This window comes from Zavarzinella formosa DSM 19928 (genome assembly GCF_000255705.1).
Classification (GTDB): Bacteria; Planctomycetota; Planctomycetia; order Gemmatales; family Gemmataceae; genus Zavarzinella; species Zavarzinella formosa.
This window is the reverse complement of record NZ_JH636441.1, coordinates 130,086-143,092: the sequence shown is the minus strand read 5'-3', so window position 1 is coordinate 143,092 and position 13,007 is coordinate 130,086. Positions and strand designations below refer to the sequence as shown.

13 protein-coding genes are annotated in these 13,007 nt (G+C 59.1%); 5 read left to right on the top strand and 8 right to left on the bottom strand.

The genetic code is table 11. The annotated features are described in order from the left end of the window. Positions 1-100 precede the first annotated feature (100 nt). Positions 101-1,444 carry an amidohydrolase gene (locus tag BGIM_RS0117055; RefSeq protein WP_020470946.1) on the top strand — a complete coding sequence of 448 codons (1,344 nt, stop codon included), beginning with the start codon at positions 101-103 and terminating at the stop codon, positions 1,442-1,444. Positions 1,445-1,486: 42 nt separating this feature from the next. Next, positions 1,487-2,407: an ABC transporter ATP-binding protein gene (locus BGIM_RS0117050; RefSeq protein WP_020470945.1), complete on the top strand. Its 921-nt coding sequence runs from the start codon at positions 1,487-1,489 to the stop codon at positions 2,405-2,407. A 188-nt stretch (positions 2,408-2,595) separates the two neighbouring features. Here the strand turns inward: BGIM_RS0117050 and aroQ are convergent, their stop codons facing one another. The 5 genes from aroQ to BGIM_RS0117025 form a co-directional block, all read right to left on the bottom strand. Further along, complete coding sequence (gene aroQ / locus BGIM_RS57690) at positions 2,596-3,156, bottom strand: gamma subclass chorismate mutase AroQ (protein WP_020470944.1); 561 nt, start codon at positions 3,154-3,156, stop codon at positions 2,596-2,598. Continuing rightward, the gene (locus tag BGIM_RS0117040) at positions 3,153-4,586 is read right to left on the bottom strand and encodes a DUF1501 domain-containing protein (RefSeq protein WP_020470943.1); all 1,434 of its coding nucleotides are present in this window, start codon (positions 4,584-4,586) and stop codon (positions 3,153-3,155) included. Before BGIM_RS0117040 ends, aroQ begins: the two co-directional genes overlap by 4 nt. A 71-nt stretch (positions 4,587-4,657) precedes the next feature. Continuing rightward, entirely contained in the window at positions 4,658-6,103 is a 1,446-nt protein-coding gene (locus BGIM_RS0117035; RefSeq protein WP_020470942.1) for a hypothetical protein, read from the bottom strand. A gap of 48 nt (positions 6,104-6,151) precedes the next feature. After that, the gene (locus BGIM_RS0117030; protein WP_020470941.1) at positions 6,152-6,589 is read right to left on the bottom strand and encodes a hypothetical protein; all 438 of its coding nucleotides are present in this window, start codon (positions 6,587-6,589) and stop codon (positions 6,152-6,154) included. Positions 6,590-6,606: 17 nt separating this feature from the next. Further along, positions 6,607-7,497: a polysaccharide biosynthesis/export family protein gene (locus BGIM_RS0117025; RefSeq protein ID WP_020470940.1), complete on the bottom strand. Its 891-nt coding sequence runs from the start codon at positions 7,495-7,497 to the stop codon at positions 6,607-6,609. 379 nt (positions 7,498-7,876) lie between these two features. Between BGIM_RS0117025 and BGIM_RS0117020 the strand changes: the two genes are divergently transcribed. The 3 genes from BGIM_RS0117020 (at position 7,877) to BGIM_RS0117010 (ending at position 10,276) form a co-directional block, all read left to right on the top strand. After that, complete coding sequence (locus BGIM_RS0117020; protein ID WP_020470939.1) at positions 7,877-8,722, top strand: alpha/beta fold hydrolase; 846 nt, start codon at positions 7,877-7,879, stop codon at positions 8,720-8,722. A 38-nt stretch (positions 8,723-8,760) separates the two neighbouring features. Next, on the top strand, positions 8,761-9,357 hold the full coding sequence (locus tag BGIM_RS0117015) for a class I SAM-dependent methyltransferase (RefSeq protein ID WP_020470938.1): 597 nt from the start codon (positions 8,761-8,763) through the stop codon (positions 9,355-9,357). 235 nt (positions 9,358-9,592) lie between these two features. Then, a complete protein-coding gene (locus BGIM_RS0117010) occupies positions 9,593-10,276 on the top strand; it encodes an SDR family oxidoreductase (protein ID WP_020470937.1) in 684 nt (227 codons plus the stop codon). Positions 10,277-10,315: 39 nt separating this feature from the next. Here the strand turns inward: BGIM_RS0117010 and BGIM_RS0117005 are convergent, their stop codons facing one another. From BGIM_RS0117005 to BGIM_RS57685, 3 genes are all read right to left on the bottom strand, one after another. Next, the gene (locus tag BGIM_RS0117005; RefSeq protein ID WP_020470936.1) at positions 10,316-10,834 is read right to left on the bottom strand and encodes a carboxypeptidase-like regulatory domain-containing protein; all 519 of its coding nucleotides are present in this window, start codon (positions 10,832-10,834) and stop codon (positions 10,316-10,318) included. A 58-nt stretch (positions 10,835-10,892) separates the two neighbouring features. Then, positions 10,893-11,951 carry a DUF1559 domain-containing protein gene (locus BGIM_RS0117000; protein ID WP_020470935.1) on the bottom strand — a complete coding sequence of 353 codons (1,059 nt, stop codon included), beginning with the start codon at positions 11,949-11,951 and terminating at the stop codon, positions 10,893-10,895. A 191-nt stretch (positions 11,952-12,142) separates the two neighbouring features. Beyond that, complete coding sequence (locus BGIM_RS57685) at positions 12,143-13,003, bottom strand: spherulation-specific family 4 protein (RefSeq protein WP_020470934.1); 861 nt, start codon at positions 13,001-13,003, stop codon at positions 12,143-12,145. Between the last annotated feature and the right edge of the window lie 4 nt (positions 13,004-13,007).

Sequence of the window (13,007 nt, the reverse complement as noted above, 5' to 3'; positions counted from 1 at the left end):
CGCTCCGGCATATCTCGCTTGAATGGGCCGGCCGACCGCATGGTCGGCGGCCCTCTCTCCTTTGTCATTCCCCCGTTGGCCCGCTTCCGCGAGTCCCGCCATGATCCGTCGATCACTTCCCTGTCTGCTGTTGTTGCTTCCGGCGGCGTTGTCCGCCAAAGAACCGGGCGAGGTTGAACCACGATTGAAGGAGCATGTGCCCCTGGTCGACGGCCACGTGAAAGAACAACTTCCCGGCCTCGTCGACATGTACAAACATTTGCACCAGAACCCGGAACTCTCCTTCAAGGAAGAGAAATCGGCCGCCTTGATCGCGGGTGAACTGAAAAAGCTCGGCTTCGAGGTGACGGAAAAAATCGGGATCACCGGCGTGGTGGCCGTGCTGAAGAACGGCGACGGACCGACCGTGCTGGTGCGGGCCGACATGGACGCCTTGCCGGTGATCGAGCAAACCGGCGTGCCCTATGCGAGCAAGGTGATGGTGCGGGACAAGACCAACCGGGAAGTCGGCGTGATGCACGCCTGCGGCCACGATGTCCACATGACCTGTTGGGTCGGGACGGCCCGCGTCCTGACAGCCATGAAGGACAAATGGAAGGGCACATTGGTGTTCGTGGCCCAACCGGCCGAGGAGATCGGGGCCGGGGCCAAGGCGATGCTGGAGGATGGTTTGTACAAGCGATTCCCGAAACCGGACTATTGCCTCGCCCTGCACGCGGATGCCTTGCTGGAAGCCGGGCACATCCACTTCACCGAGGGCCTGGCGATGGCCAACGTGGACACCGTCGAAGTGGTCATCAAAGGCAAAGGAGGCCACGGGGCCGCCCCGCACAATTGCATCGACCCGATTGTGATTGCCGCCAAATTTGTGATCGACTTGCAAACCATCGTCAGCCGGGAGGTGAACCCGGTTGACCCGGCGGTGGTGACGGTCGGCTCCTTCCACGGTGGCACGAAAGCAAACATCATTCCGAACGATGTGAAACTTCAAATCACGGTGCGGTCCACCAAGGATTCGACGCGGAAGATGATTTTGGAAGCCATCGAACGCAAGGCAAAGGCCGCCGCCGCAAGCGCCAACGCCCCGGAACCGGAAGTGACCGTTCGGATGGACGAGTTCACCCCGAAGCTCGAAAACAACGTGGACCTGACCCGCAAAACCGTCGGCCTCTTCCGGCAATTGCTCGGTGAAGACAAGTTACACGCCCGGCCAACGATCATGGGGGGCGAGGATTTTTCCCGCTACTCCCTCAACGGCCAGATCCCGGTGTTCATGTATTTCCTCGGCTCGGTGTCGGCCGACCGCGTGGCGCTGTCCAAGAAAGACGGCGGCAGCCCCCTTCCGGGCGCCCACACGGATGGCTACTACCCGCAACCGGATCTGACGATGAAAACCGGCGTAAAAACCATGTCGCTGGCGGTCTTGAATTTGCTGGTTAAATGATTGCCATTCGTCTTTTGATCCTTCTCCCACAAAGAGTTTCCGTTGCTCAACGTCACCGATCTTCGCAAATCGTATGGATCCTTCGAGGCCCTTTCGGGGGTTTCCTTCGAGATCGAGTCCGGCGAGATGTTCGGGCTTCTCGGCCCCAACGGGGCGGGGAAATCCACGCTGTTGGGAGTTCTGGCGTGCCTGCACGACGCCACTTCCGGCGAGGTCCGGCTTGCGGGTGAAATCCTGCGGCGGGACAATCTGGCCCAGCGGCAGTTACTCGGGATCGGCACACAGGAACTGGCCATCTACGGGGATCTGACGGCTCGGGAGAACCTTCGTTTCTTCGGCAAACTCTACGGGTTTTCCGGCAAAGAACTGACGATTCGCGTGGATGAGGTGCTGGAACTCACCGCCCTGCGGGACAAGGCCGACCAACGGGCGGGCACCTTCTCCGGCGGGATGAAACGGCGCCTGAACCTTGGCGTCGCCATCGTCCATCGGCCCAAGGTGTTGTTTCTCGACGAACCGACCACCGGCGTCGATCCGCAATCACGCAATCACATTTTTGAACAGGTGAAAGCCCTCAACGCGGCCGGGCTGACGGTGATTTACACCAGCCACTACATGGAGGAAGTCCAGGCTCTGTGTCCCCGCATCGCCATCATGGATCATGGCAAATTGATCGCCTGCGACACGCTTAAAAACCTGTTGCGAAAGCTCGACGACACCGTGACCTTCCGGGTCAACTCCGGGGCCGATCATGTCAAGGAGAAGTTGACGGCAGCCGGCATCAAGATCTCGAAATCCGGGGGCAATTCCATCACCGTGGCCGGTCCGGCGGTGGCCGGGCTGGTGGTAAAAGTGATGGGCATTCTGAGGGAATTGGATCTGGAACTCACCGGATTCCAAAGCGAGGAAACCAATCTGGAAAAGGTGTTTTTGCACCTGACAGAACGAACTCTGAGAGACTGACTTCGGGATGAAGAGAAGACAGAAGAAGAGAAGAGTTCTCGCAAAGTACGCAAAGGGGACGCAAAGCTCGCCAAGAGTCAATGAAAAATGGTTCTCGAACCATCCGGCATCGGAGTCATCATTTATTTCGTTGACTCTTGGCGAACTTTGCGTCCCCTTTGCGTACTTTGCGAGAACTCTTCTTTGCTTTATTTCGACAACAGTGGAGCAAGAGCCTTCGCCCGCACGGTTTCCGGGTGGGTCTTCAACAACTCGGGTCCGCGTTCGGCGAATCGTTTCCGGGCGTCCGTGTCGCGGGCCTTCCAGTCGATTTTGCCGAGGGTGGTCAACAGCTTGATGTTCAAGTCGTTAATCTTCGTTCGCAGTTCCGTGAGTTTTTCTCCCGCTTTTTTCATCCCCTCTTCGCTGGGGGCCGTTTTGGGCAGGGACTTCTTGGCCTCCGCTTGAATCAACTTGGCCGCCTCGAATTGGGCGGTGAAGAACTCGCGGGCGAAGGCTTTGTCCAGCCCGGCCGCTTTGGCATCCACCTCGACGGCCTGCAAGATCGCCTCTTCCCGGCTCGCATCCTCGACGGGCAAGTTCAACTGGAGCTTGCTCTCGGCGACCGCGTTCATTAACCCCAATCGGTCATTCATCAGGGTCAGCGTCTCATCGACCGAGGCCGCGAGTGTGTCCGGGGGCGTTGTCGGGGAGGACTGACAGCCGAAACACAGAACCAACACGCCGATCCAAATCCGTTGATGCTTCACGCCAGAATTTCCTTGATGACCGTTCCGTGATCGATGTCCAGCCGCTTCCGGCCGGGGATTTCGAGTTTCCGAGAATCGAGGCCAAGCTGATGCAACACAGTGGCGTGGATGTCGGTCACGTAATGACGGTTTTCCACGGCATGGAAGCCGAGTTCGTCCGTCGCCCCGTGAACCACGCCCCCCTTGATGCCACCCCCGGCCAGCCAGACGTTGAAACCGTAGGGATGATGGTCCCGCCCGTCACCCCCCTGGGCGCCGGGTGTCCGGCCAAATTCACTGGCCCACACCACAATGGTGTCCTTTAACAAACCGCGTTGTTTCAAATCTTTCAACAACCCGGCGATGGGTTGATCCACTTGAGCGCACAACGAAGAGTGGTTGGCCTTCAAGCCGCCGTGGGCGTCCCACGCACCGGCCCCGCCGTTGGAACCGTGGAACACCTGAATGAACCGCACACCTGACTCAACCATCCGCCGGGCGGCGAGACATTGTTGCCCGAAGGTTTTCGTGGTCGCGTTGTCGAGACCGTAGAGCTTTTGAGTCGCCTCGGTTTCCTTGCTGAAATCGACCAGTTCCGGCACGGCCGTCTGCATCCGGTAGGCCAGTTCGTAACTCTTGATGCGGGCCTTCAAGCCGGGATCATCCGGGTATTCGATGCCCGAGAGTCGATTGAGTTTGCCGAGCAAATCGAACTCAGCTTTTTGTTCCTCGCGGAATTTGTCCCCGCTCGGGGCGCCGAACGGAAGTGGGTTCTTCGGGTCGATGTTGATGCGCACGCCGCTGTGCTCCGGCCCGAGGTAATGCGCCCCGTGGCCGTTCGTGCCGCCGCAACAATCGGCGAGCGGGGTGCCCAGCACCACGAACTTTGGCAGGTTTTCGTTCAACGTGCCGAGGCCGTAAGTGGCCCAGGAGCCGATAGTCGGGAAGGCCCCTTCCAGCGCATGCCGGCCGGTGTGGAATTGAAGTTGGGCGCCGTGGTCGTTATCCGTCGTCCACATGGACCGGACGATGGCCAGATCATCGACACAATCACCAACGTGCGGCCACCAATCGGAGACCTCCACGCCAACCTTGCCCCGCTTTTTGTAACCCACTTGCATCGGGTAGATGGTCGGCTGAATTTTGTGCTGCCCCGCCACGAACTCCCGAAGGTTTTTCTTCAGATACGGCGAGTCGAGTGTCTTCTTGTGCGGGGATTCGGCGATGGTCTTCCCGGCGTATTTGTTCAGTTCCGGCTTGGGATCGAACGATTCGACCTGCGACACGCCGCCGACCATGAACAGCCAGATCACTGACTTGGCCTTGGGGGCAATGGCCGATGCCTTGACGGGTTCGCCGCCGCGAGCAATCCCCTCTTGATGGAGCAGGGAGCCGAGGGCGAGGCCGGTGAAACCCAAGCCGACATCGGAAAGAAACGCCCGTCGATTCATGGATCGTCCTCCGGGAAGTGTGTGCAGGTTACCACGACCGGGAGAGGAATTCAACAGGCGGGAAGGCGGCGTTATCGGGCGGGGATTTCAAAAGTGATAGTCAGTCGCTTCAATTCCGGCAACTTGGAAAGGCGTTCGCGGGCCTGCCAGGCGGCGTCAATATTGCCGGGTTTCAGCACCACCGCGAAGGCATTCGGGCCGGTGGGTCGGATGTCCCGCACGATCTCCCCGGCCGTGCGGCGAATCGCTTCTTCCAGCGGGTTAGGTTGCTGGGCGCGGGCGATGTAACTTGGCCGGGCCAATCGGGACATCGAGCCGGGGCTGCCGGGAATCACAATGCCGGGGGCCGACTCCACGGGAATATCCGGGCTGTCTGTATTGACGCTCGGCAAAGCCGCTCCGTCGGGACGTTCCACCGGCTGGATCGGCCTTTGCGGGGCGACTGGCATCCGAGGTTGTTCGGGGACCGGCGCCGGAATCGGCCGGACGGGCCGTTGTTCAACGGCCGGTGTCCGGGGTTGCTCCGGAGCGGGAGTCGGCACGGGGACCGGAGCCGGGAGAACCGGCGTCGGCACATCGGGCGATTCGATGCGAATCGGCCGCCGCAAGATGGCGCCGGAAGTCGGGAACGCCGAAGCGGGTGTTTCCTCTTCAACGGGTTGCTGGTCGGGCTTTGGCGGCTTCAACACGGCCGGAGCCGGTTGAATGATGGATTCGCTTCCCTCGTTCACCACGGGTGTGGCAGGCACAATGGCCGGGGGCGTCACCACCGCCGGTAGTTTGTGTTCTTCGTCCTTGGGCGTTTCGACCGTCGGCATCACAATGTCCGGCCCGAGCGGTTTCTGATCCGTGATCGACGGAGAAGCCGGGCCGAGATCCGGGACATTGCTTTTCGGCGGCGCCGGAGGCGAACCGATGTTTGTTTTCGTCGCCAACGGCATTGGCGTTGACATCGGTTCGGGCTGCGGCTTGGTGTTCACCATCAGCGGCGATCCAAGACTGGGGAGCGCGCCGGGGGTCGTGCCGTTTTGGGCGTGCCAGTCGTGCGGCACCGATTTGTAACTCCCCTGCGGGGCAAGCGGGTTCTGGCTCGGCGTCACCGTTCCATAGCCATACCACTTCCACGCCGGGCCAGCCTCGGCCGGTCGAACCATCATGGCATCAACCGGACTGGAAGACACGGTCGGTGCGGAAGTCACCGGAATGGGAGCCGCCGTTTTCGTGCCCGAAGGGACGGCCGAAACCGAAGTCGTCGGATTCGATTCCGACACGGGAACGGCCGTGACGATGGGAACCTTCTCGGACTTGACCGGCGGTTCGTCCTTGGTGAATGCGTTCTCGATCTTGCGATACCAACCCGACGGATCGTACCACGGCGTCACCCGGTCGGTGTACGTTTGCGGGTAGACCCGGCTTGGCGTCGGTTCTTCCGCGAACGCCGGCAACGCGGTGACGCAGAGAGCCAGCCCCGTCAGCAGACGAGTGGGATTGCCGGTGATCGTGGGAAGAAATCGCAAAGTAAGTTTCTGGTTTTTAGTTTCTGGTTGAAAACCTGCCGGTCAGGGTTACTTCTTTGGTTTGAACGGCGACTGCTGCGGGCGGTTGTTTTGCATGGGACCGCCGCCTCCGAAATATCCGAGTGTGTTGTTGAACCCCACGGGATGGCCCGTTGGCATCACCGCCCGCGCGGCATTGGGGTCGTCGGCCAATTCGCTCAGGTTATCCACCACCGGAAAGAAGGTTTGCCGGACTCCTTGGGAACCTTGGTTAAACATCCCCGTGAAACCGAACGGCTGGGAGCCTCCCCGCACGCCATAGTAATAATTCACCGCGTTGTTCGTTCCGCGAAGCAGGTTCAGGTACGAACTCAGCGGCTGATTGTTCCGGCCGAACGCCCCTTGATTGGCATACCCCGACGGGTTGTTCGGCGAGGTGATCTGGGCCTTCGCCTCGCTTCCGGCCCAGAGGGTTGCCATGACTGCCGCGATTCGCATCCATCTCATGGTGTCGCTCCCGATGCTCACCGGCTCGCGTTGTTGGTGTTTAGAGTCCGGTTGGTAATCGAGTTATAGGTCGAACTGCCGAGCAGCGTCACCCCAAGAACCCGCTCCACCGGCGTCAGGAACTTTTGCAGGAAACCGTCTACCGCGAAAATCTTCTCGGCTTTCACATAAATGCGGTCGCCCGGCAAAATCTGATAGTTGGTCGTCGTCACACCTTGTTGGGTGAGGGCCACATAATCGACCGGCAAAATCTGGTCCGGCTGTCCGGCGTAAGGCGTCCGGCGAGCCACCCAGATGTTGTTCCGGGAGCCGACCAGCGGGATGCCGTTGATGTTCGAGAGGGCGTCGATCACGGTTTCGTATCCCTGGCTCGGGAAGCGGTAGATCTGCTCCCCGTACCCGGCGCCGTCCGTGATGATGTAGTAGGCTTTCGAGTTGTACGCGATCACATCGACGACCACGAACAACTTGTCCGGGTCGTCCACTTCCGTGCCCTTTTCCTTGATGAACGGCAGCGTCTTCATCTGGTTGAAGATGTGCTTCCGCACGTTGTCCCGAATCTGATCGGTTGTCAGGCCGCTCACCGGCAACGAACCCCAGATGCCGAGATTCACCGTGCCATCAGGCCGGATCAGATGCTGCCCGCCAATCGGTTGGGGGGAAAGCACCGTGGCCGGTTGTCCCTTGGTTTGGGGCAGCGTGTAAACTTCGATCAGCAGAATATCCGGCGGTTCCACCACATAAGGGGGAAGCGAAATCTTGCTCAGTTCGGAAGGGATGACGGCGGGCGGGGCGACAAACGTCTGGGCGTCCGGCGCATGGTAACCACCGAGGCAACCGATGTTGGCCAGGCAGGCCAGCATCAAGCTGGTGATCAGGCACGATCGGTGGCGGCCGCGAACCCGCATGAATTTCCGGGAGGCAAATCCCGGCCTGTGTGTTGAAGGACTATCCCCTCGTCTGCGGGATCATCGGCCAATTCGGGGGGGCCACTGCAAGCTTCTTGATCGTTTCACACGGAAAATTCAAAATAACCGGCCCGACCGGCAAAGTCGGGGCTGATTGTCGGGGGTCTTCACAAACTGGGAAGAATTCTCTCAAGCCAACAGTGAAGAAACCGTGTATGCCCCTCGGTTTTCCCCTTCTCTCCGTTTTCCCTCGTCCACATTCCCGTATGCTTAGGTGAGGCGGGTTCCCATTTTTTTCAGAACAAACCCGCGTCATCAGGAACATTCTGACAATTGTCCCTGATCTCTCCGGCACCGACGCTAAGGAGTCCCGCGAACCATGCCCGCCTCTTGGAAGGGTTTGTTGAACAGGCTCCGACCGAAAAAGTACGGTCGCAAACACTCATTAATCCTGTTGAATGGTCTCGCGGAACAATCAGAGACATGGTTCCGCAACACCCGGTTCTGGGGCCGGTATTTTGATGTGCTGGCCCCCAACCTGCTGGCCTACAACGGGGAACATTTTCAGGCCCGGCTCAAGGCCGACCTGCCGATCACCATCGAATACCTTGTGGAGCAACTGCACTCATTTGTCACGCAGTTCGCCCAGACGCCGCCATACCACATTGTGTCAAGCAGCCTGGGGGGCAAGGTGGCCGTGGAGTTCGCGGCCAAATACCCGGATCTGGTTGGCCGGGTGGTGTTGATCTGTCCGTCCGGCATGGGGGACGTGGAAAAGCTGCCAATTATGGACGGCGTCCGCCGGAGCGATTATCAATCGATGGTGAAGTCCGTGTTCTACAAGCCCGACAAGGCCGACCGGAACATGCTGCTTTACTACAAGAAATGCTTTGAGAACCGCAAATGGAAACTGGCACTCATCCGCACGGTGAAGGGGACGAATGACCACACTGTTCGTCACCAGATGAAAAATCTGATGATGCCGGTGTTGTTGATCGGCGCCAAGGACGACCAGATCGTGGACCCGATGGAAGGCGAACGGGCCGCTTTGGAGTTGCCATACGGGGCGTTTGTCACGCTGCCGGCCTGCGGGCATGCCCCGCAGATTGAGAAGCCGTGGCTGGTGAACCGGCTGGTGGTTCACTTCCTCACGTCGAAGAATCCGACCGCTCAGCCCAGTTTTGTCAAACTAGTCACCAACAAGCCGAGTCAGGTTCCCTCATGATCGCACCCAGTGAGAAACAGAATTCTCCGGAAATAACCATGACGAAACAAAAGAAAACCTCCCCCGAGTCCTGGCTGATGCTTCGCAAGTTCCTCAGTCAGGGAACGGCGGTGGCCTCTTGGTATCCCAGTTCCCGCTTCCTGTGCCGGTCGATCACCAAGGGGATCGACTGGGCCACGACGAAATGCGTGGTGGAACTCGGTGCCGGCACCGGCCCGGTGACCCAGACCCTCGTGAGCCAGGCCGGGCCAAACACCCGGCTGGTGATCGTGGAGCGGGACCGGGACTTTTGCGACGTGCTGCGACAAAAGTTCCCCGGCCACGACATCGTCGAAGGCGACGCTTGCAAACTGGATGAAATCCTGGCCGCTCGGGGCATCTCCCATGCCGACCACGTGATTTCCGGCCTGCCGTTGCCGTCGTTCCCGAAGGAACTGCGGGACGCCGTGATCGCCATGTCCGCCAAGGTGTTGGGGCCGAACGGCATGTTCCGCCAGCTCACCAACATGCCTTATGTCTATCGCGGCCTGTACAAGAAGTATTTCGCGGACGTCTCTTTCACGCTGGTCCCGTGGAACATGCCCCCGGCCGGCGTGTACTACTGCAAGGGCTACCAACTCGCCCCGGCTTCGTGACTTTTTTCCGCACATTTTGACTCAGGCGAGCCGGGGCGCCCCGGCCGCCTGAGAACGTCACTTCAATTGATTAAAAGTGTCCGACGTGAGACGGCCCCCGGAACTTGATGCCTGTCCCGCCCTTCGATTCTGGCGACCAAACTGATTTGCATTCGCAAGAATGAATTTTCCGAAACAACTCTCCGTTTTTTATCCAGACGCCCGAAACTCCCTCCCCTTCGACTATTCTTGATTCATGAGCAATCCGAAGATTATCGTTCTCACCGGGGCCACCCGCGGACTTGGCCGGGCGTTGGTTCCCCGGTTCGTGGCGGCCGGACACACGGTCGTCGGTTGCGGGCGCAATGCCAGCCAGATCGCCGAATTGAAAACTCTTTTCGGATCGCCGCATTCGTTCACGGCGATTGATGTGACGGATGCCCAATCGGTCGAGGGTTGGGCCACGGGTGTCTTTGCCAAAATCGGCATCCCGGATTTGCTCATCAACAACGCCGCCCTGATGAACGACATCGCCCCGCTGTGGGAAGTTCCGGCCGAGGATTTTGACCAAGTGGTTGATGTGAACATCAAAGGCCCGGCCAACGTGATCCGGGCCTTTGTCCCCGCGATGGTCGAACGGGCTTCCGGCGTGATCGTAAACCTGTCGAGTGGCTGGGGCCGGTCCACTTCACCGAACGTGGCTCCGTATTGCGCGTCGAAATATGCCATCGAAGGAATGACGCTGGCTCTTGCCCAAGAATTGCCCGCCGGAATGGCGGCTATTCCGCTGAACCCCGGCGTGATCGACACCGACATGCTCCGGCAATGCTGGGCCGACAAAGCCGCCCAATTCCAAAACGCCGATCAATGGGCCGCCAAGGCCGCCTCGTTCTTGCTGAAACTCGGAGCGGGGGACAACGGCCGGTCACTCAGCGTTTGAAAAATAGCGGGTCATGTGACCCGCATTCGGAATTGTTCGTTATTCGGCCTTAAATTCAAACACATTTGGCCCGCCGGGCGTGACATTCGCAGTCAGCTTCGTGGCGGCATTTCCTGAAAACGCGGCGGGGAACAACTCCACCAACGGAGGTGGTTGTTTGTTCGGTGGAACGGTGCTACCGGTCTCGGCAATCTTGTTCGCCGCCTCCACCATTGCCTTGTATTTTTCGGGATCAATATTGGGCGGGGGAATCTGCTTGGAGATGGTGACCTTGTAGTTCCCAACCACCGCCCCCGGCGCGCTGGCCTGTGGTCCGAAATGCGTCGTCAACTCGAATTTGCCTGCGGCATCGGTCTTGCCGATCGCAATTTCCCCGTCGTTGATGGACGATTGACCGCGGCTGAAAACCACGGTCACGCCTTCGATGGGATTGCCCTTCCAGAGAACCGTTCCGGTGACGGGAACGGTTTTAAGACGCCCGGAATCGCAACCAGCCGGGACCGCCAGCAATCCGATGAACAGGCATCGGGACCACCAACCAGCAACAGAACGGAACATTAGGGCCAGAACCTCGGAGAGGGCAAATTAAACGGAACCATCACGGGAACAACGCGGATTACGGCAGGGGGGCAGTTTCACCGCCAGCCTTGGTTCCCAAGGCTCCCCAAACCCCGTAGGGGCTGACGCCGCCGGTGGGTTCGGCGGAGGTCAGCGAACCCGTGTTCACGCCGTCAGTCACAAAGCGGACCGAACCATCCCCCAACATCACGTTGACGCCGCCGGTGTGGAAACTGCTGGCGCTGAAAATCCCCCAACTATCCCCCCAGTTCTCGACCGCGCACGACGGGCTGTTGGGCGGCAGAATGGTGCTGAAGCCGGTAAAGGCGGGATAACCGTCGAACCATTGCACGCCGGCCGGCCGGTCGGTCATCACCGATTGCGAGGGCAGATAGAGTCCGCCGGAAGCCGTGCTGAGACAGGCGGCGGGATTCGTGTTGAGAGAGCCGACATTGTTGGCGAAATATCCCTTGGTGCTGCGATTGTTGCTGGAGCCAAAAGCCCGCTCTCCCATGAACACCGTGTTGGACAAGCCATCGGTGACCGAGGCCATCGTGGTCGCCGTCCGGCTGAACACGCCCCGGTTGTTGGCATTGGAATCAATGCCAACAATGCTGTCCCCCACACAGGTCGCATAGCTGCGAGGCCCCCAAGCCAGCCCCCAAATCTGGGCTGCCGCCGGGTTGGACGGGCACATAAACACGTTGAATGTTGTTTGATACGGTGTGTAAGGCGTGCTGCGGATCGGACCAAAAGGCAGGTAATTTACTCCACCCGTCGTGTAAGGTTGGTTGACAATCGCGTAAACGTTGTCCTGCTCCATGTATGGAAGGATGCGCATCAGACCCGTGTTGCGATTTTCATTGCCCTGCGGACTTGTGGAACGAGTTCCGCCGTTTCCTTCGTTCAACAAGGGGAAACCGGCGTTGACGTCATGGAATCCGTGCAGGGCCAACCCCAACTGTTTGAGGTTGTTGGAGCACTTCATCCGGTTGGCGGCCTCCCGGATCTTCTGCACGGCGGGCAGCAGCAAGCCGATCAGGATGGCGATGATGGCGATCACCACCAACAGCTCAATGAGCGTAAAACCACGTCGGGTGGCTTGGGGATTGGGCATGGCATTTCCTTAAAAAGCGATCATAAAAATAAAACGGCGGGAGGGCATCGGCAGATGTTTTGATTCCGGGGGAGAGTTAGAATCAATCAGGTTGGGGTGAACATCCACATTTGCAATTCGTAATTTTTGACTGATCTTCGCAAGCAAAGCAAGTGCAATTTTGCGGGCAGTTACATTTGCGGCCGAAATAATTACTGTCCCGCCAATTCCTCACAAAGCTCATTCAGATGCTTGGACAATATCCCCCACGGATTGGCGGCCTTGGGGTCATTTTCCCGGAACAGGCCCTCGGTGACGTAGACCCGACGCGAATACTGCCGGACCATCTTGAGGGCGGCTTTGTCGAGTTTGTCCTGCGAGTGGAGCAACACCGCCCGCGTGTGGGGCGGGTAGTCCGAGTTGCCGCCGAAGTAGTCGCCTTTCAAGGTTTCTTCTTTGGGCCACTTGTCCCCTTCATGCACCACAATCACATCAGCAGCCTCGGCGGCGAAGTAACGGCCGGGCGTTGGCGCGCCGGGGTTGGCGACGGTCGGCCAATAGCCAAGACCGTGGGCGTATTGGTTGAGGGTGGATTGATGCTTCACCCCGGCTTCTTTGTCCTCGTAGATCATTTCATCAAAAAAGATTCCCTGCGTTCGCGGGTAGAGTTTCAGCCATTGGTCGATGTCCTTTTTCACATCGGCTTCGGGGCGTTTGCCGTAGTTTGTTGACACGTAGCCCAACACCACGCAACCGGCCCCCATGAGGCGGTCAATGGCCTTGGTGTAATTGGCATCCACGGCCTTGCCCGGTCCGGAGGCGGGGTTGATGATGACCCACATCGGCACCGTTTCATGACGGCGTTTCAATTCGATCAGCCGATTGTAAGCCGCATTCTTGTGGATGTTTTCGGGGTAGACATACATCGGCACTAGAACCCCAGTGCGTTCTTGCGAGCGTTGATGAAACTCCTTTGCCCGTTGTAACCGTTGCCCGGCCGGTGTTTCCTCGGCCTTCACAAAAGGTCCAACGGACATCAGAAAGGCGAGCAACAGCAATGAATAATGACGCATAGAG